This window comes from Ruegeria sp. K5 (assembly GCF_056531805.1).
In genome coordinates this window covers 1,193,293-1,211,773 of sequence record NZ_JBQFML010000001.1, presented here as the reverse complement: position 1 = coordinate 1,211,773, position 18,481 = coordinate 1,193,293, and the positions used below count along the sequence as shown (strand labels likewise).

The following is an 18,481-nucleotide window of genomic DNA, read 5'->3' as shown; positions in this document are numbered from 1 at the left end:
TACCTTCAAGGCGCACCGATCACGCGCGTAAGAGCGATGCACCACAATTGAGTTCGCAAAAATCCCGCAAAGCGGGGCGAACCGGATTTATCTTTTGAGTTTTCTCAGGAGGGGAACGACGATGAGGCCGAGCACGAACCAAAGTGCGAGAAAACCAAGAAGCTCCAGACCGAAGCTTCCCCATTTGAAGAACACCTGCGCGATAACCAGGGACACTGAGAACGGTATCAATTCCTGCTCGAGAACGGTGCGCAGGCCGTTGGCATTGAAAAGAGAAAACATGAAATGACTGCCCCAAATTTGAATTCAGGATGCCTTGATTTTTACATCGAAGTTGACGTTGGGTCAATGATTCCGGGTGGCGGGAAACAGCCGATGGCGGCGAAACAGGTCCGTCGTTTGCTTGGTTGACCGAGAGGTAATTAGCCCACCAGTTTCACGCCGTACGCCCTGCGGGCCGACGTCAAAACGCGATGAAAAAAGTCCAAGTGGCCCCGGTCCGAGGCCACTTGGAAACGTCTTATTCGAAGTTATACGGTGCACCCGCCTGATTGATCACACTGTTGTATTCGCGGAAGATTCCCACGATCTTCTCGTGAACTTCGCCTTCCTGCGCGATCTCATCCCAGAACTCTTTGGCGGCGTTTTCAACCTCGGCCCATTCAGAGGCTGGCACTGACCGCAGTTCAAGCTTGTCGCCGTTGGCCCGCAGCGCGGCCTCGCCACCCCAATACCATTGGTTGCGGTAAGTATGGCCCGCTTCGATGCCCGCCATCACGATGGACTTGAGGTGATCGGGAAGCTCGTTCCAGCGTTCCTGATTGGCGAACCACGATCCGATCCACGCGCCCGAGATGTTGTTGGTCAGGAAGTAATCGGTCACATCGGCCCAACCTACGGTGTAATCCTCGGTAATCCCGGACCAGGCCATGCCGTCCAACTCGCCGGTTTGAACCGCCACCTCGGCATCTTCGTAAGGAATGTTCACCGGCACGACGCCGAACTTGGCCAGGAAGCGGCCAGCGGTCGGGAAGGTGTAAAGCTTCAGCCCATCCAGATCAGCAACCGAGGTGATTTCCTTTTTGGTGTTAAAGTTGCACGGGTCCTGACCGGCGGCAGACAGCCACTGCACCCCAACCTTGGCGTATTCGTCGCGCCAGATATCCGCCAGACCGTATTGGTTGAACAATACCGGCACGTCGAGAATGTGCTTGGTGGCAAAGGGGAAGTACCCGCCGAACACGCGCAGCGGCGTGGGTGACGCCATCGAGTCATCGTCCGAATGCACCCCGTCAATCGTGCCGCGTTGCAGGGCCTGGAACAGCTCACCCGTGGGGACGATCTGATCTGCGAAGAACAGCTCGATCTCCAGCTCGCCATTGGCGTTGGCGTTGATGTAGTCGATTGCAGGCTTGGTCACATGCTCGCCCAACGCGCCCCCGGCATAGGTCTGAAACCGCCACTTGATCGGGGCCTGCGCCTTGACGATGGCCGGTGCGGCAAGTGTTGCGGGCGCGGCCAGGGCGGCGGTCTGTAAAAATCTGCGTCTTGTAGTCATGGTCGTCCTCTCCTGTGCTTTTCATTGAACTTGATCCGGTTGACCCGGTTTCTCGTTCTTTACGTGCTCAGTTTCCGTAGACGATGCCCGGAAGCCACAATGCGATCTCTGGGACGGCCATCACCAATCCCAAAGCCAAGGCCATCACCGCGACAAACGGTATGATGGACCTGTAAATATCTCCAATCGTTACCTCTGGCGGGGCCATGGCCCGCATGAGGAACAGGTTGTACCCGAAAGGCGGGGTCATATAGGCGATCTGACAGGTGATCGTATAAAGGACCCCGTACCAGATCAGATCGAACCCCAGCGCGCCGACCAATGGCACGTATAGCGGGGCGACGATGACCAGCATGGCTGTGTCATCCAGAAACGTGCCCATCACCAGAAAGCTAAGCTGCATCAGGATCAGGATGATCCAGGGGTTCAGACCCAGCTGCACGGTGAACAGGTTCTCAATCGCCTTAACCGCACCCAAGCCGTCAAACACAGCGCCAAATGCAAGGGCGGCCAGGATGATCCACATGAACATGCAGGTGATACCAAGCGTCTGCTTGATCGAGATTTCAAAGACCTGCCACGTCATGCGGCGTTTCAGAACCGCAGCCAAGAATGCAGCGATTGCCCCTAGGGCCGAGCTTTCGACCAGCGAGGTCCAACCGTTCACGAAAGGCACCATCATCACGGCAAAGATGCCTATGGGCAGCAGACCGGCCCCCAAAAGGCGCAGTTTCTCGCCCCATGTGACCTGCGCACGTTCTTCTGCGCTCATCACCGGACCCAGCGATGGGTTCAGACGGCAGCGGATCGCAATGTAGATGATGAAGAGGGTCGCCATCATCAAACCGGGAACAACGCCTGCCAGCCAAAGTTGCCCGACCGGTTGGCGCGCGATCATTGCGTAGAGGACCAGCACGACCGATGGTGGCACAAGAATACCCAGGGACGACCCGGCCTGTATGACCCCCGTTACCATGCGTTTGTCATAGTTTCGGCGCAGCAGCTCGGGCAGGGCGATGGTCGCCCCGATCGCCATACCTGCCACGGACAACCCGTTCATGGCCGAGATCAGAACCATCAGGCCAATTGTGCCGATGGCCAGCCCGCCGGACAGGCCGCCCATCCAGACATGGAACATGCGGTAGAGGTCATCGGCGATCCGGGATTCGGACAGGATGTAGCCCATGAAGATGAACATTGGCAGCGTCAGCAGAGGATACCAGCGCATCACCTTGATCGCAGCCGCAAAGCCCAGATCATATCCGCCCCGGTCGCCCCACAGGAAAAACGCGGCGATCACCGCGACGAACCCGATGGCCCCAAAGACCCGCTGCCCGGTCAGCAGCATCAGCATCATGGTCGAGAACATGAGCGCGGCGATCAGTTCGTAACTCACCCGCGGTGTCCTCCGTCAAGGTCCTCGGGGGCCATATGCACGGGCTCATCATCCTTTGGGCCCATGTCATGGCCTTGCAGCCGCAAGATGTCTTTGAACAGTTCCGAGATCGCCTGAAGCAGCATCAGAAAGATGCCAATCACCATGATGGTCTTGATGGGCCAGATATAAGGGCGCCACGCGGACGAAGACCGCTCGCCCCCGTATTGGAACGAATACATCAGACTGTCCCAGCCGCCCCACAGCAGAAAGGCCAGATAGACGATCAGAAACAGCACCGTCATCACATCGATCTGGCTTTTGCGTCGGTCCGACCACTCTCCGTACAGCAGGTCCATGCGGACATTCGCGCCCATCTGCATCGCGTATGGGCCGCCAAGGATGTAATAGGCCACCATCGCGAACTGCGCCATTTCAAGCGTCCACAGCGACGGGACAAAGAAGGTTTTGGACACGGACGAATACAGCAGGATCGCCATCATGACGAAGATGCCATACATGATGATCCGCCCAAGCATCCGGTTAGCGCGGTCCACTTGCCGGACATAAGCCTTCATCACACCCGTCACGAAGCCGCCTTTGCAAGTTCTGAGTTGTCAGGCAGAAGGGGCACGCGTTCCTCGGGGCAGGTTCGACCTAACAGCCCGCATGCGCATGAAAAAACGCCGTTAGTGTCGCGCATGATCAGCTTTGCCCCCAATTCTCTCCGTCTTTATCAGAGCGGCATGTTGGTAAGCTGTCAAGTTGACACTAGCGCATCAACAGATGCGGCACCTTTTCGGGACCGAGTTTGAGGACAGAAGGCGTATGCCCCTTGACGTACTTCTGAAAAAAACGCCGTACCGCGCCGGACTTTTTCTATCCCGCGACATCGCAATGTCGCGGGTTTGGTATACTTGGGGCACCAAGCCGATTTAGCCGTAGCCTATGCTACGTGCTTTGAACGAAAACTGGGCCCTGTTCCTTGGCATGCTGATGCTGATGGTCGCCAATGGTCTTCTGGCGACATTGCTGACCATCCGGGGGGCCAGCCTGGGGTTCAGCGATTTCACGATCTCGATCATGCAGGCCAGCTATCCGCTTGGCGCGCTTGCGGGCACGGCACTGGCCCCTAGGCTGGTCGAAAACGTCGGACATATCCGGGCGTTTTCCGCGCTTGCGTCGCTGGTCTCAATCGCTGCGATTGTTCACCTTCTGACCAGCGATGCGGTCAGTTGGAGTGTGATGCGCTTTCTCGGCGGGTTCTGCTATCCCGGCCTTTATGTGATCACCGAAAGCTGGCTGAACGCAAAGTCCGACAACAGCATTCGTGCGCAAGTCCTATCGCTGTATTTCATCATTCAGCTTGCCGGACCCGCGTTGGGAACGGCGCTTGTCGGGTTTCCCGACCCGACCGGGAACCTTCTGTTCGGAGTCGTCTCGATCCTGATCTCACTGTCAATCGTGCCGCTTTTGTTGTCCGGCAACAAAGCGCCGGATTACACCGCGCCCGAGCGTATGCCTGTGACCCGGCTTTACAAGGTCTCACCCGTTGCAGTGATCGGAATTGTTATCGTCAGTATCGGGGTCTCTGCCTCGTATATCACGCTGCCCCTTTACGCATTGCAGCAAGGGTTCACGGCTGCGCAGGCGTCGGGCGCGTTGGTTGCGGCGTTAATTGCCGGGGCCGTCGTGCAATACCCGGTTGGCTGGATTTCTGATCATACCGACAGACGCTATGTGATCATCGGCCTGGGCGTTGTCGCGGCGTTGGCCAGTCTGTGGATGGCCATCGATACGTCACCGTCGAATATTGTCATCGGCTTTGTTCTGGTCGCAATCGGGCTCTATCCGGCATATTCGATCCTGACAGCGCATGCGAATGACCAGTTGAAACTGTCTCAGATCGTGCCCGCCAGCGGTACTATGGTGCTGTTGCTGAACATCGGCTTGTTGGTCGGAACGATACTGGGGCCAAACTCGATCACCTTGCTGGGGGGCAGGGGGCTGCAGTTCCTGCTTGCAGCTATCGGCATTTCCGTGGCCGTGGTCGCGCTGATCCGGCGCTATCAGGTCGAGGCCCCGGCAGAAACCGGCGAAGTGCAGGTTGTCGGCGTGATCGGCACCGGCCAGCCCGGCGTTCTGCAGGCCGAAAGCTGGGTTCAGGAGGAGGATGCAAATCAACAAGAAAACGCGTCCTAAACCGCAATTCACTTAACAGGGAAGGCGAGGATGAAGAAAGTCAGTTTCACCCAGATGAAAGACGGCAGCAAAGAGGAATATGAGTTCCTGACCGCGCAGGCCGTGGATGATGCCCGTCACACCGCCGGACGGCTGGTCAGGGCGCTGGTCGAACTTGATGATGAGATGGCCGGTTATCAGATCACGCGATTGGGGCATTCGGTACAATCTGCAACACGGGCCTGGCGCGACGGGGCCGATATCGATTGGGTCGTCTCGGCGCTGTTGCATGATATCGGGGACATTTTCGCGCCCTACAATCATGACGAATACGCCGCCACGATCCTGCGTCCGTTCGTGCGGGAACAATGCGCCTGGGTGGTTCAGACCCATGGCGATTTCCAGATGCTCTACTACGGTCACCATCTGGACGGGTTCGATCAACACAAGCGCGAGCGCCATCGCGGGCATCCCTGCTTTGATGACAATGCCGAATTCTGCGAACGATGGGATCAGGCCAGCTTTGATCCCGACTATGACACCCTGCCGTTAGAGTTCTTTGCCCCCATGGTTGAAGAGGTTTTCGCCCGCACCCCCTATGCCGAGGACGTCGTGCGCGCAGGCGAACGTGAACCCCTTGTCGTGCCAAAGATCGCCAAAGCACGCGCCGCGCCTGAGTGCAGATCCTGAGGAGGATAAGATGACCCCAACAGATGAAAACCTGCGCGCCCTGGCCGCCGACTACTACATCAGCCCCGAGGTTTTTGCCGAAGAGCGTGAGAAGCTGTTTTTCAAGTGCTGGCAATATGCCTGCCACATCAGCGAGCTGGCCGAGCCCGGCGATTACGTCGCCACCAGTATTCAAGGCCAGAACGTGTTTGTCGTGCGCGATCAGGACCACGAAATCCGCGCCTTCAACAATATCTGCCCCCATCGCGGCCACAAGCTGGTGGAAGGGTCCGGGCAGACCCGCGCCATCGTTTGCCCTTATCACCATTGGAGCTTTTCTCTGGACGGGTCGCTGCGGCACATGCGCAAACGGGACACCAGTTCGGTGCCCGAGCAGAAAGAGGTTTGCCTGAACACGGTGCGGGTGGATCGCCTGCTGGATTTCATCTTTGTCAATCTCGACCCCGACGCCCTGCCGATTGCCGAGTTCTGGCCCGGTATCGAGGCGCAGGTGCGCGAGAAATGTCCCAAGGTGGACAGCTACGTCTTAGGCGAAACCGCCGCCGCCATTCACGAGGTCGACGTGGCCGCCAATTGGAAGATTCAGATCGACAACTATCTGGAATGCCAGCATTGCCGCCACGGGCACATCTCGTTCTCGGACATGCTGGACATCAACAATCAGACCTATGAACTGACCAGAAACGCGGCCTATAACTTCATTCCCGGCAGCAAGAAGGCGGACAATCTGGCCTATCCGCTGGATCTGGACCATGACGAAACCGATCTGCATTTCTGGTTTCTGTACCCCAATATCGGCATCTCGCAATTTGCCGGTCCGGGCAATCTGACCCTGTTCCAATGGAACCCGATCGGCACCGATCGCGGACTGAGGTGGAGCATCAATCTGGAACCGCCCGAACCCACTGATCCGGGTATGCGCGAACGTCAGGAAAAGCGGGCAATCTGGGGCCGGGACGTGTTGCAGCCCGAAGATATCTCGTTCCTGCTGTCGGTGCAGGAAGGCATGAGCCAGCGGTGCTTTGATCAGGGTTGGTACATCGTTGATTGGAAAACATCGAGTTTTCCGAGGCCATGATGCGCCATTTCCACAATACCTATCTGGAACATATGGGGCGCACATCCCCAGCCACCGCGCAGGCCGCGGAATGAGCGGGGCAAGACCGCTGACCGGGGTGCGGGCTCTGGACTTCGGGCAATATCTGGCCGGGCCGCTGGTCGGCATGATGCTGGCCGATATGGGCGCGGATGTGCTGCGCATCGATCCGCCCGGCGGGCCGCGTTGGACCGATCCGGCCTTTGATATGCTGTCGCGTGGCAAGCATGTTCTGGAACTCGACCTGAAATCAGATGTCGGACGGGCGCAGGCGATTGAATTGGCCAAACGCTCGGATATCGTGATCGAGAATTTTCGGCCCGGCGTCATGGATCGACTGGGCGTTGGCGCGAAGGTTCTGCGAAAAGGTAATCCGGGGCTGATCTATCTGGCTATGCCCGGCTTTGCCTCGACCGATCCGGAACTGGCCGATCTGGCCGCGTGGGAGGCGATTGTTGCAGCTCGCACCGGGCAATTCACCGATATGGGGCTGAACCGGCGTCTGATGGGGATCAAGGCGTCGTTTTCGCCGCTCAACCTCGCATCGGCCTATGCGGCCAGTTACGGGGCAATGTCGGTTCTGTTTGCCCTGCAGTCGCGGGCCAAAACCGGTGGAGACTATATCGAAGTGCCGCTGGCCTCATCCCTGTTCGAAGGTCTGGCTTATAACCACGAACAGATCGAAGGCTATCCCGACCGCTACAAATCCCCGCGCGAACTGGAACTGGATCGCCGGGCAAGAACGGGTGAGCCCTGCGATCTGGACTTTGCTGAGTTGTCCGAATTTCTTGATCCGTTCTACCGCACCTATACCTGTCAGGATGGGCGCGGGTTTTATGTGGTGGCAGGCAGTGTTGCCACCCATCCGGCCCGCGTTCTGAGGACGCTTGGTCTGGGCGATCTGCTGGATGATCTTCCGTTGTTCGACCCTTATCTGGACACACAGGATTGGCCGGATGAATGGACGCTCAGCAACTACCCGGTCGGTGCGCGGGATCGCGCGCGGGTGTCCTCGGCCATGAAGGCCGCGTTTCTGACCAAGCCCGCACATGAATGGGACGCCCTGTTTGGTGCGGCCAAGGCCCCGGCAACGGCGCAGCGTACAACCCGAGAGTGGCTGCACGATCCGCACGCCACCACGTCAGGCCTGATCCTGAGCGTGGATGACCCGAAACATGGCGCGATGCAGCAGATGGGCAACGTGGCGTGGCTGGCCGGGGATCATGCGGTGGTCGAGAAAAAACCGGCTGTAACCGGGGAAGCGGCCAGAAAACACGTGGCGCAAATACTGGCTGAACCCACCCGTCCGCATGTTGAACCCTCGCAGCAGTCAGGCTGGCTGGACGGGGTCAGGGTGCTGGACCTGACCAATGTGATCGCCGGACCGACCATCGCCTCGACTTTGGCACGGTTTGGGGCCGAAGTGACCCATGTCCAACCCGTTACACCTTCGGTCGATCCGTGGAATACGGTGGTGTTCGGCTTGCAGGCCAATCGCGGCAAGGAAAGCGTTCTGCTGAACCTGCGTGACGAGGCCGGGCGTGATGCGCTGAACCGATTGATCCGGCAAGCGGATGTGATCACCCTAAACGCCACAAACGAACAGCGTGACGGGCTGGGCCTGTCGTCAGACGAAATCTCTCACATCAACCCCGATGCCATTCTGGTGCAACTGGATGCCTTTGGCGGGCCGATGCGTGGGCCGAAATCGGATCATCTTGGCTATGATGATCTGGCGCAGGCGGCCACGGGGATCATGATCCGCTTTGGCGGCGGTATGGACACACCTGAAGAACACGCCCATGCAGGTACGATTGACGTTCTGGCCGGGCTGACGGCCTGCGTTTCGCTGGGCGGTGCGCTGCTCTGGAAACAGGCCACCGGCAAGGCTGACATCGCGCGGTCGTCTCTGGCCGCGGCGGGGGGCATGATACAGGCGCAATTCATGTATGACTTTGCCGGACGCGCACCTTTTGATGAGCCTTCGGGTCGCGATGCGCTGGGGCAAGGGCCGTTTTATCACTGCTACGAAGCGTCGGACGGGTGGTTCTTTTGGGCTGCACCGACCGATGGACGCGACGTGCTTGGCAAGGTGGCAGAGCTTTCCGATTTGGTTTCGCTACCCGACAACACAGTGCAGGAAGAGTTAATCGCGCGTTTCAAATCCCGCCCCCTTTCTCATTGGTCTCAATGCCTGACTCAGGGCGCGAGCGCTGTTGTTCCTTTGGCATCCATGCTGGAAACGCGGGATCAGGCGCTGCAGGTTGAAAGCGACGGTCCGGTGGACATTGACATAGCCACCTATCGCGCGGTGCGTCACGATACGCACCCAATGGGCCGTTGGTGCGATCTGGCCGCCCCAAATGCGGTGCGCGCCTTGAATGCAAGCATCACCATCCCCGGTCCTGCGCCCAAATTTGGCGACAGCACACTGCAAATCCTTGGAAGGCTTGGGTACTCGGATGACGAGGTGCAAGAGATGCTGGCGCGGCAATCTGCTGCAACCAGCTGGGCGGCGCGCTACCTGCCCGAGTAGGACAGGCGGATGCAGGCGGGGCCTTCAAAGGCCTCGCCAAAGTGTCTAAGAAGGCAAGTGTCCCGTTTGCCTGAAAAAGGGATTAATCCAGCCCCTCATATCGGGCATTGGCATCGGCCAGCGTTGCCTTCAGGCCCTTTTCAAGGGTCGATTTTGAAAACGCCTCATATTCCGGAACCGGTTGCGCGCCCATGATCGCGACCTGTTCCAGATAATAATCCGTTGCGGTACGCAGGCCCTGCATCTCGTAGACCCGGTTCAGGTACATCTTGTGCATCCGCTGCATTTCACGCGGCATGCGTGCCATCAGCAGTGCCTTTTTGTGGGTTGCCTCTTTCAGCCTTTCCAGCGGCACAACCTCGGTAATCAGGCCCATTTCCTTTGCCTCTGTCGCCGTCAACTCACGCCCGGTCAGCAGCAGATCCTTGGCGGTTTTCATATTGACCAGCCAGGGCAGGAACATGCAGTGGCCCGAAATGCCATAGCGCACCTCGTTATACCCGATGCGGGTATCATCGCTGGCGATGGTGATGTCGCAGAAAAGGGACAGTTCGAACCCCTTGCCGATGGCGATGGAGTTGACCGATGCGATCACCGGCTTGGTGATCCGCCAGGGGGTCGTGAACTCATCGAACTGTTTGAAATAATGCGCGCGGTATTCGTAGATCGAGGTCCGATCCTCCTCGGCATCCTCATCCAGATCGTGCCCGGCGCAAAACCCGCGACCCGCACCCTGAATGACGATCACGTTCACATCATCATCCGCGTCTGCGCGTTCCAGCCCCGCCTGTAGCTCGGCGATCAGTTTCAGGTTCATCGCATTCAGCTTTTCGGGTCGATTCAGTGTCAGCCAGCAGATGTGGTCGGCGTCCACGTCGTAGATCAGATGAGTGTATTCGGTCATGTCTCAGCCTTTCAGGGTCAGAACCGCATCGGCAACCACCGCGCGGGTTTGGGTCAGCCGCAGAGGGTTCACTTCCATCTCTGCGATGCCGGGGGTGGCGGTGGCAAAGACGCACAGCGCCTCGATAGCGTTCAGCGTGACGGTCATGTCTGCCGCCGGACAACCGCGATAGCCAAGGATCAGGGGGGCCAGTTTCAACCCCATTAGCGCGGCCTCTATGTCGCGGCGCAGTGCGGGCAGGATCACGGTTGCGGTGTCTTGCATCAGTTCCACCGCAACACCGCCGATGGCCAGCGTCAGAACCAAGCCGATCTCTGGCACGCGGCGGATGCCGACCAGTAACTCGCCAATCGGGTTTTGGATCATCTCTTCGATCAGGTACGCGTCAGCCTTCAGGCCGTGTTCCGCAAGGCGATCTGACATGGCGCGGATCGCAGTCGAAAGATCCGGCGGCGCGAGATTTAGCGTCACAGCGCCCATTTCCGTCTTGTGCAGCAATCCCGGAACAATGGCCTTTAGCGCGCAGGTGCAGTGGACGTTCGGCAGGTCATGCGCGCCCGAAACGACCCATTGGCGGGGAATGTCCAAACCGTGCCCTTGCAGTTGCAGTTTTGCTTCGGCTTCGCTGAGGGTTCGGTCCGCTGTCACCAGCTTACCACTGTCGGCGTTCAAAGCCATGGCGTCGGCGTCCAGGCTGTTTCGGCTCGCGCCGTATCGCGCCGCAAGGGCGACCGCGCGCAGGCCGTCTTCGAGCCCTTGCAACGGGGCCATTCCATTGGAGATCATCCGTTCCCGCGCCTCTTTCGGCAGGGACTCGGCCAGAGTGTTGACGAAGGCCGCCGGACGATCCCCCTTGGCCTGTGCCAGCGCCCCGGTGGTTGCGTCCCATGTCGTCATGTCCCAACCGCCATCGGGCGGGTAGCACATGACTTGCGCGAAAAGATCATAGTCGTCGCGCGCGAAGGCTTGGTAAATTGGCAGTTGATTCGCCTGCGGCCAACCATGCGCGTCCGAGATGTCCAACGGATTGGCAGGGCCGACATAAGGCGGCAGCGCGGCATCAATGGCAGGCGCGGAGTCGGTTGAGGGTGGCTCCATCCGAAGGCCTGCTTTTTCGGCAATATCGCCTCCCAACACGGCATAAGACCCAGAGGATGTGATGAAGCCGGTTTTCAAGCCTTTTGGGACAGGCGTGAAGCTTAACATCTTGACGGTTTCAATAGCCTCGGACGGTGTTGTCACTTCGATCCAGCCGAAGCGTCGGAACAGGGCCGAGGCGACGGCCGCATCCCCCGACAACGACGCCGTGTGTGACTGTGCGGCTCGGGTGCCTGCCTGACTGCGACCGCCTTTGATGGCCACAACGGGAATGCCCTTGCGGGCGGCCTTGGCGGCGGCTCGGCTTAGCTTTGCCGCATCGGTAATGCCTTCGAAATAGATATTCGCCGCCGTCACACGCGGGTCGTCCAATACTACATCCAGCATGTCGGCAACCGTAACCATCGCCTGATTGCCCAACCCGATCAAATAGGCGATGGGTTGCGAGCGGTCGGCACAGCCAAGGTCGCTGAGGTATGCGCCACCGTTTGAGATCACGGCTACGCCCTTACCGGGTGCATGAGTGCCGAAGTGATCCATCATAAAGGCACTGCCATCCAGGAAATTGGCGATACCGGGACAGTTGGGGCCGATCACCGGCATGTCACCGGCGGCGTCGATCAGATCCGCCTGCCGGGCTGCGCCATCGGCGCTTTCGGAAAAGCCCGAAGTAATGCAGACAACACCACCACATCCTTGCGCCGACAGCGCGCGCACGGTTTCGATAACCGCGTCCTTGGGGATCACCAGAATTGCGACATCCGGCACCCATGGCAGTTCAGAAACCGACGCCACACAGGGAACGCCCGCGATCGTGGCCCGTTTCGGGTTCACGGCTACGGCGTCACCGGAAAACCCGCCCGCCTGCATGTACTCAATCGCGGGCGCAATACACCCGCCGCCGATCCACGCGACGCGCGCAGGCGACAGCATTCGTTTCAGACGATCCGCCTTTGTCACAGGTTGCACTCCGTGACCTGATTGCCAAATCTTGAGGTGCTGATGACTTTCCGGGTCCGCTCGGTCAGTTGTATCGCGGCCATTCGTTTGAAGATCATGACTGCGCCTCAGCTCGGAACTGGCGTTGCAGCGTGCGGATGCGGGAATGCAGTTCGTCGCGGTCGGAATAGATACCTTCGATGAACCGTGTGCTGCCTTTGGCCTCGTACCCGGCGCGGCCATGCAGGGCGCGACGGTTGTCAAAGGCCAGCAGATCGCCCGGCTCGTACCGGAAAACCATCATATAGCGCGGGTCCTGGGCCCGTTCGCAGAACGCCCGGTATGCCTGATAGGCGCGGCGCTGGATATGGACCGGAGCCCGCAGCGGCGCGCGCAGGAAGGTGTTGTACCGAACGCCGGTGATGCCTCCGGTCTCATCGGTCTCAACCACAGGCCCCCAACCGCGATAATCCGAGCCGCGCGCCCGGTTGCTGTATTCCCAGATATCCGTGGTCAGCGAGTGGAAATGCGCGGGCTCGTCGACCCGCAGGTCTTCGGCAATGCGGTATGCATCGACGTAAATCCCTTCGCCACCCGTCGTCGTGTTGTCGCGGGTATAGAGAAACTGAAGGCCAAACGGCGTTTCCCGCGTTGGCAGGTCGATATGCTGCAACAGCATGTCCGAGGTGAAGGCCTGACTGTCAGGATCATCCTTGATCTCTAACGTATACTGCCGCCCGAAATTGCTTTCGCGGATTGGACCGATGCGGGTGACGATCTGTTCCAGCAGGCCGTCCTGCTGGGGCAATCCGCGCAGGCGGGCCACGCCGTAGTCGCGCAAGGCCTCAAGCCATTGCAGAAACACCCGCGGATTGTTCAGCGCCTCGGGGCCGTCAAAGCTGGGCGGTTCTGGCTGATCCTCGCCTCGCCAAAGGATGGGTTGCGGCGTGTCATCCGCGCCGAACCACGCGATCCCGCGCAGCCAGCCGGGATGGAACCGGCTGGTTTTGCTGTCTGTAAAATCGACGGAGACCGCGCCGCCTGCTTCGACCCGTGCACTTCGTATACCCAGATCGCCATCTATCGCGCTGGGCGACACGCACATTTCGCGCGCCTTGGGATGGATTGTCTCGGGGTCGGGGCTGTTTTCCCGCAAAAGCAGCGCGTGGTACTGGCTGGTGGCCCCGTCCGACCAGGTGATGCTGAGAACATCCTTGGTATGCGTCACAGCGATCACGGTATGGAGAATGGGCCAGGTGTCGAAATCCGGTGTCCAGGGCAATTCGGTCATGGGGTGTCCTCCGTTACTTAAACGGTACTGCCTGTCCCGCAATTTCTCTTGATCTGAATTGGCAATTTCTTGATGATTTCTTGCAAATTGAGAAGGCCCAACCTTGCCCAGTGTCGACATCGTACTGACCGAGAACTTTCCGATCCTGTCGCTGACACTGGTGACGGAACCCCTGCGCGTGGCAAACCGGGAAAGCACCGAGCCTTTGTGGCGTTGGCGCTTCTTGTCCATCGAAGGGGGCGTGATGCTCAGCTCCAGCGGGATGCAGGTGAACACCGAGCCGTTGGACGACAAGGCTGCCGACGTTGTTCTGCTGCTGTCCTCTTATCACCCCGAGGCGTCGCTGGTGCCGAGGCTGTTGACTTGGTTGAAACGCCGCGCCCGTGCCGGGGCGGTGATGGGCTGCGTCGATACAGGTGCCCTGATCTTTGCCGAAGCCGGGCTGTTGTCACTTGCACCGGCAGCGGTGCATTTCGAAGCCCTGCGCGGGTATCGCGAACAGTTTGCCGATGAGATGTTCGTGGACCGGCTGTTCACCATCACCGGCAATCGCTGTTCCAGCGCAGGCGGGGTGGCGACGTTCGACATGACGCTGGGACTGATCGAGCGGTTCAACGGACAGGGTCTGGCGAAACGAGTGGCGGAGATTCTGACCTATCGCCCGACAGTGCATGAGGGGCCGCAGCAGAAACTGCTGACGGATACTTCGCTTGCCCGACTTGACCGAACCCTTGCGCTGGCGGTGGATCTGATGCTGGCGACCTTGGATCAACCCTTGCCAATCTCGGATATTGCCGACCGGGTTGGGGTGCCGATCTGGACCCTTGGACGGTTGTTCAAGCACTATTTGAAATGCTCGCCCGCCGCCTACTATCGTGGCTTGCGCCTTGTTGAGGCCCGCAATCTTATTCGCAATTCCAGTTTGCGTGTCAGTGACATCTCGGCCTTATGCGGCTTTGAAAACCCAGAAAGCTTTGCCCGAGCCTACAGGCGGCAATTCGGTCTGACCGCATCCGAAGACAGGGCAGGGCTAGTACATAATGCCGATGCGACTTGACACATCGAGGATTGATGAATACTTCCGATCACGCCTGAGGCAGTCAGCCTCGTGCAACGGAGATTTTATGAAAGAGACCCGGGCCTAACGCCCGTTCCTGGCGACCCAAATACAGGAACACCAACATTGATAGGCACACTCACGCGCGATGCTGAGTGAACCTGTTTCTGTGCTTTCGTAAAATCGAGACATCCCAATGAATATCTCAAAGCACGAACAACGTGTTTTGCACGAACTCGCCCTTGGCGGGTCGATCCATCATCAACGTCTGGAGAACGGTAAAATCCATGACGTCACCTGTTACACGCGCGACGGGTTCATTCTGACCGACTGCACCATGGGCATCTTCAAACGCCTGCTGAAACGTCGTTTCATACGGTCAAAGAATGGCAGCCCCTACCGCGCCTCTGCGTTGGGCATCAAATCCGTGCGCGCGCAAATGAACCAAAGATAGGAAAGAACAATGAACCATAAAGATATCGAAGCCATAACACGCGTTCACCTTGACGCGTTCGGCAAAGACGAAGGCCCTGAGGTTGCACAGCTTGCCAGAGGCTTTCTGGCGCTTGCGGACACAATTTCGATCAGCGTGACGCGCGATGGAAAGATCGCGGGGAATGTGCTGTTCACTCCGTTCCTGTTTCAGGATCACCCGCAGGCCAAGTGTTTTCTCCTGGCCCCTTGCGGGGTGGTGCCCGACTATCAGGGGCAGGGTGTCGGCAAGGAATTGATGGAGACGAGCATCGCGCATCTTACCTCGGTCAGTGCTGATGCTGTGTATGTCTTGGGCGTGCCCAGCTTCTATCCGAAATACGGATTTGTTCCGACGGATAAGCAAACGCCCTATCCGGACCTTTTGACTATGCCGGAATCCTGGATGGAGCTTGAGCTGAAACCCGGGTCCGCCAAGGCGCTGGGCGGCAAAACCACTGCCGTCGCGCCGATCATGCGGCCCGAGTATTGGGACACGTCTGCATATGGCTGAAATCACACGCGCCCCGCAAGAACCTGTCCTGAAACGCGACACTGAATGAGAATACCCGATGAAAACACCAATAGTTAAGCAAACCACCAAGGGTGATATTCCAGCGTTGCAAACCGTGCTGGATCAAACGCAGTTGTTTCCCAGTGAAATGCTGCCCGAGATGCTGCAGCCCGCGCTTGATCATAAGGCCGAGGCGATGTGGCTGACCTGCCATCTGGACGGCGTGGCCGTCGGGCTGTGTTATTCCATTCCCGAGGAACTGGCGCAGGGAACGTGGAATATGCTTGCGCTTGCCGTGCGACCTGATCTTCAGGGGCAGAAACTGGGAACCGCTCTGGTCGAAGCTGCGGAGCAACGTCTGAAAGCCGAAGGTCAGCGGTTGCTGATCGTTGACACATCCGGGACCGAGGACTTTGCACTGACGCGCAGATTTTACGCGCGCAACGGCTATGAGGAAGAAGCGCGTATTCGCGATTTCTGGGCGGCTGGGGATGACAAGGTGATCTTCCGGAAGGCTCTCTAACCGACCTTTGCCCTTCGCCAGTGACTTGGCGAGGGGCGCACTTGTTGATGGGAAAAGCCGGACCTGTGCGCGGACCAAATCCGCGCGTTGTGCCTTGAAACGTCAGCCTTGTCGCAAACGGGCCTGCGGGCCTGATGTCGCGCACCTACACTGTCCCGAGATTTGAAGGACAGCGCCATCACGACGACAGCCAACATACCCAGTTCACAAGACGCCCACAGATACGGCGTTTTCTTTGTATTTGCGGCTGGCGTTCTGTGGTCAACGGTCGGGCTTGGCATCCGGCTGATAGAAGAGGCGGGCGTTTGGCAAATACTGCTGTACCGGTCGGTTGCGATGTCGCTTTTTCTATACGCGGTCATACGAATTCGGTCGCGGGAAAACCCGTTTGTACAACTTCGCCGGTCCGGTTTTCCCGCCGTTGTCGCCGCGCTGTCGCTGCTGGCGGCGTATTCCGGTGCGATCTACGCGATCCAGAACACCTCGGTCGCGAATGCGATGCTGCTGTTTGCGACGGCTCCTTTTTTGACCGCTGTTCTGGGTTGGGTCGTCCTGCGCGAGCCTGTGCGCCGGGCCACCTGGGTTGCCATCGGGATCGCCCTGATCGGCATTGCTGTCATGGTTGCGGACAAGTCCGGGGGCGTGGCGCTGAAGGGCAGTCTGGCCGCGCTTGGATCGGCATTGGGCTTTGCGGTCTTTACCGTTGCACTGCGCTGGGGGCGCACGTCCGAGATGTTGCCCTCGGTCTTTCTGTCCGGGCTGTTTGGCGTCGCAATCACCTTTACGATCTGCCAGCTACAGGGCCTATCCCTCGTCCTGAGCCTGAATGACGGTGGTGTGGCGATGGGCATGGGTGTCTTTCAGGTGGGGGCCGGGTTGATCCTTTATACAATCGGATCAAGAAGCCTGCCCGCCGCCGAATTGACGTTGCTTTCACTGGCCGAGGTTCTGCTTGGCCCGGTCTGGGTATGGCTGTTTCTGGGTGAAACAGCGACCGTCAATACTCTGATCGGCGGGGCGATTCTGCTTGCCGCAATTGCCGGAAATGCCCTGACCGGGCAGCGTCGAAAGCCACCGCCGATTACCGCCCCGTAAGGAGTACAGCGATGAACTCAGCCTATGACCCCGCTCTGGCCGATTGCGCCCGTCCAGTCGAGGCGGCCTTTTCCATTCCGCCGGTCTGTTACACCTCGGACGATCACGCCCTGGCCGAAATGGACCTGGTGTTCCGCCAAGGTTGGATCGGTGTTGGTCGGGCCGATGTCGTTGCCAATCCGGGTGATTTCATCACGATGGATGTGGCCGGGCAGAACATCATTCTGCTGCGCGATAAGGCGGGTCAGTTGCGCGCATACGCAAACACCTGCCGTCATCGCGGCGCCCGCTTGGTAGACGGGCAGGGCAGGTGCAAGGGACTGCGCTGTCCGTTTCATTCGTGGTTCTACGGACTGGACGGCAAGCTTGTCGCCGCACCGCATATGGAGCGGGCGCAGGGCTTCGACAAGGCGGACTATGGCCTTGTGTCCTATCAGGTGGCCGAGCGGTTGGGCTTTGCCTTTCTCTGTCTGTCTCCTGATGCGCCCGATATTGATGCCTATCTGGGGGATCTTGCCGAACTCCATAGCCCTTGGCCCATGGACCGCCTTGTGTCGGTCCGCAGGCAAGAGGTCGAAGTGAATTGTAACTGGAAGATCTTCCTCGAAGTGTTCAACGAATACTACCATCTGCCGTTTGTGCATGCGGATTCGATCGACAGTGTCTATGACAGACCGGATGCAGCCGACGCCGTAAAGGGCGCCTTTGCCAGCCAATTCGGCGCGACCGAGGGGACCGGAGGGCTGCTGGAAGGCGATCAGGACAAATCTCTTCCCGAAATCCCCGGCCTGACCGGCAAGGCCCGCGAGGGTACGCGTTATACCTGGATCTTCCCGAATATGACCTTCGCCGCGAACCGCGACGCGCTTTGGTGTTACGAGGCTTATCCGCTTGGTGCATCCAGATGTCGGGTGGTTCAAACCTCGGGCTTTCCGTCAGAGACTATCGCCTTGCCGGATTTCGCCGAAAAATCGCAGGCGTATCTCCGCCGCATGGATGCGGCACTGGATGAGGATATCGAGGCGCTGGAAAATCAACAACGCGGGCTGGCTTGTCCGGATGCACGGCCCGGCCGGTTTCAACCGGATCTGGAACCCAACGTGGCCGCCTTTGCGCGATGGTACAGCAGCAAGTGGACGGAATTGTAAGGCTG

The 18,481-nt window shown here is 58.9% G+C and carries 17 protein-coding genes; 10 read left to right on the top strand and 7 right to left on the bottom strand.

Going from position 1 to position 18,481, the window contains the following annotated elements:
• Nucleotides 1-87 precede the first annotated feature (87 nt).
• The 4 genes from ACR0MO_RS06075 to ACR0MO_RS06060 form a co-directional block, all read right to left on the bottom strand.
• Nucleotides 88-282 (bottom strand): hypothetical protein, encoded by a 195-nt coding sequence (locus tag ACR0MO_RS06075; protein ID WP_170451767.1) that lies wholly within the window; start codon nucleotides 280-282, stop codon nucleotides 88-90.
• A gap of 238 nt (nucleotides 283-520) precedes the next feature.
• Entirely contained in the window at nucleotides 521-1,558 is a 1,038-nt protein-coding gene (locus ACR0MO_RS06070) for a TRAP transporter substrate-binding protein (protein ID WP_170517512.1), read from the bottom strand.
• 67 nt (nucleotides 1,559-1,625) lie between these two features.
• Nucleotides 1,626-2,954: a TRAP transporter large permease gene (locus tag ACR0MO_RS06065; RefSeq protein WP_480890159.1), complete on the bottom strand. Its 1,329-nt coding sequence runs from the start codon at nucleotides 2,952-2,954 to the stop codon at nucleotides 1,626-1,628.
• Nucleotides 2,951-3,523, bottom strand: coding sequence for a TRAP transporter small permease subunit (locus tag ACR0MO_RS06060; RefSeq protein WP_480625786.1), 573 nt, complete (start codon nucleotides 3,521-3,523; stop codon nucleotides 2,951-2,953). The genes ACR0MO_RS06065 and ACR0MO_RS06060 overlap by 4 nt, the downstream gene beginning before the upstream one ends.
• A gap of 358 nt (nucleotides 3,524-3,881) precedes the next feature.
• Here ACR0MO_RS06060 and ACR0MO_RS06055 point away from each other — a divergent pair, with 358 nt between their 5' ends.
• The 4 genes from ACR0MO_RS06055 (at nucleotide 3,882) to ACR0MO_RS06040 (ending at nucleotide 9,436) form a co-directional block, all read left to right on the top strand.
• The gene (locus tag ACR0MO_RS06055; RefSeq protein ID WP_170451763.1) at nucleotides 3,882-5,135 is read left to right on the top strand and encodes an MFS transporter; all 1,254 of its coding nucleotides are present in this window, start codon (nucleotides 3,882-3,884) and stop codon (nucleotides 5,133-5,135) included.
• Nucleotides 5,136-5,165: 30 nt separating this feature from the next.
• Nucleotides 5,166-5,804 (top strand): HD domain-containing protein, encoded by a 639-nt coding sequence (locus tag ACR0MO_RS06050; RefSeq protein WP_480890156.1) that lies wholly within the window; start codon nucleotides 5,166-5,168, stop codon nucleotides 5,802-5,804.
• Nucleotides 5,805-5,814: 10 nt separating this feature from the next.
• Entirely contained in the window at nucleotides 5,815-6,882 is a 1,068-nt protein-coding gene (locus tag ACR0MO_RS06045) for an aromatic ring-hydroxylating oxygenase subunit alpha (RefSeq protein WP_480890154.1), read from the top strand.
• A 70-nt stretch (nucleotides 6,883-6,952) separates the two neighbouring features.
• A complete protein-coding gene (locus tag ACR0MO_RS06040; RefSeq protein ID WP_480890151.1) occupies nucleotides 6,953-9,436 on the top strand; it encodes a CoA transferase in 2,484 nt (827 codons plus the stop codon).
• 82 nt (nucleotides 9,437-9,518) lie between these two features.
• Here the strand turns inward: ACR0MO_RS06040 and ACR0MO_RS06035 are convergent, their stop codons facing one another.
• The 3 genes from ACR0MO_RS06035 to ACR0MO_RS06025 form a co-directional block, all read right to left on the bottom strand.
• Nucleotides 9,519-10,340, bottom strand: coding sequence for an enoyl-CoA hydratase/isomerase family protein (locus ACR0MO_RS06035; RefSeq protein ID WP_170621486.1), 822 nt, complete (start codon nucleotides 10,338-10,340; stop codon nucleotides 9,519-9,521).
• A 3-nt stretch (nucleotides 10,341-10,343) separates the two neighbouring features.
• Entirely contained in the window at nucleotides 10,344-12,398 is a 2,055-nt protein-coding gene (locus ACR0MO_RS06030; protein ID WP_480890148.1) for an acetate--CoA ligase family protein, read from the bottom strand.
• A 94-nt stretch (nucleotides 12,399-12,492) separates the two neighbouring features.
• The gene (locus tag ACR0MO_RS06025; protein ID WP_170451751.1) at nucleotides 12,493-13,668 is read right to left on the bottom strand and encodes a TauD/TfdA family dioxygenase; all 1,176 of its coding nucleotides are present in this window, start codon (nucleotides 13,666-13,668) and stop codon (nucleotides 12,493-12,495) included.
• Between the two features lie 103 nt (nucleotides 13,669-13,771).
• Here ACR0MO_RS06025 and ACR0MO_RS06020 point away from each other — a divergent pair, with 103 nt between their 5' ends.
• The 6 genes from ACR0MO_RS06020 to ACR0MO_RS05995 all read left to right on the top strand — a co-directional run bounded on the left by ACR0MO_RS06020 (nucleotide 13,772) and on the right by ACR0MO_RS05995 (nucleotide 18,476).
• Nucleotides 13,772-14,725: a GlxA family transcriptional regulator gene (locus ACR0MO_RS06020; RefSeq protein ID WP_480890145.1), complete on the top strand. Its 954-nt coding sequence runs from the start codon at nucleotides 13,772-13,774 to the stop codon at nucleotides 14,723-14,725.
• A gap of 196 nt (nucleotides 14,726-14,921) precedes the next feature.
• Entirely contained in the window at nucleotides 14,922-15,179 is a 258-nt protein-coding gene (locus ACR0MO_RS06015; RefSeq protein ID WP_480890143.1) for a YjhX family toxin, read from the top strand.
• A gap of 9 nt (nucleotides 15,180-15,188) precedes the next feature.
• On the top strand, nucleotides 15,189-15,710 hold the full coding sequence (locus tag ACR0MO_RS06010) for a GNAT family N-acetyltransferase (RefSeq protein ID WP_480581842.1): 522 nt from the start codon (nucleotides 15,189-15,191) through the stop codon (nucleotides 15,708-15,710).
• Between the two features lie 58 nt (nucleotides 15,711-15,768).
• Nucleotides 15,769-16,233: a GNAT family N-acetyltransferase gene (locus ACR0MO_RS06005; protein WP_480581839.1), complete on the top strand. Its 465-nt coding sequence runs from the start codon at nucleotides 15,769-15,771 to the stop codon at nucleotides 16,231-16,233.
• A gap of 162 nt (nucleotides 16,234-16,395) precedes the next feature.
• A complete protein-coding gene (locus ACR0MO_RS06000; RefSeq protein ID WP_480625791.1) occupies nucleotides 16,396-17,328 on the top strand; it encodes a DMT family transporter in 933 nt (310 codons plus the stop codon).
• 11 nt (nucleotides 17,329-17,339) lie between these two features.
• Entirely contained in the window at nucleotides 17,340-18,476 is a 1,137-nt protein-coding gene (locus ACR0MO_RS05995) for an aromatic ring-hydroxylating oxygenase subunit alpha (RefSeq protein ID WP_480890140.1), read from the top strand.
• Nucleotides 18,477-18,481: the final 5 nt, after the last annotated feature.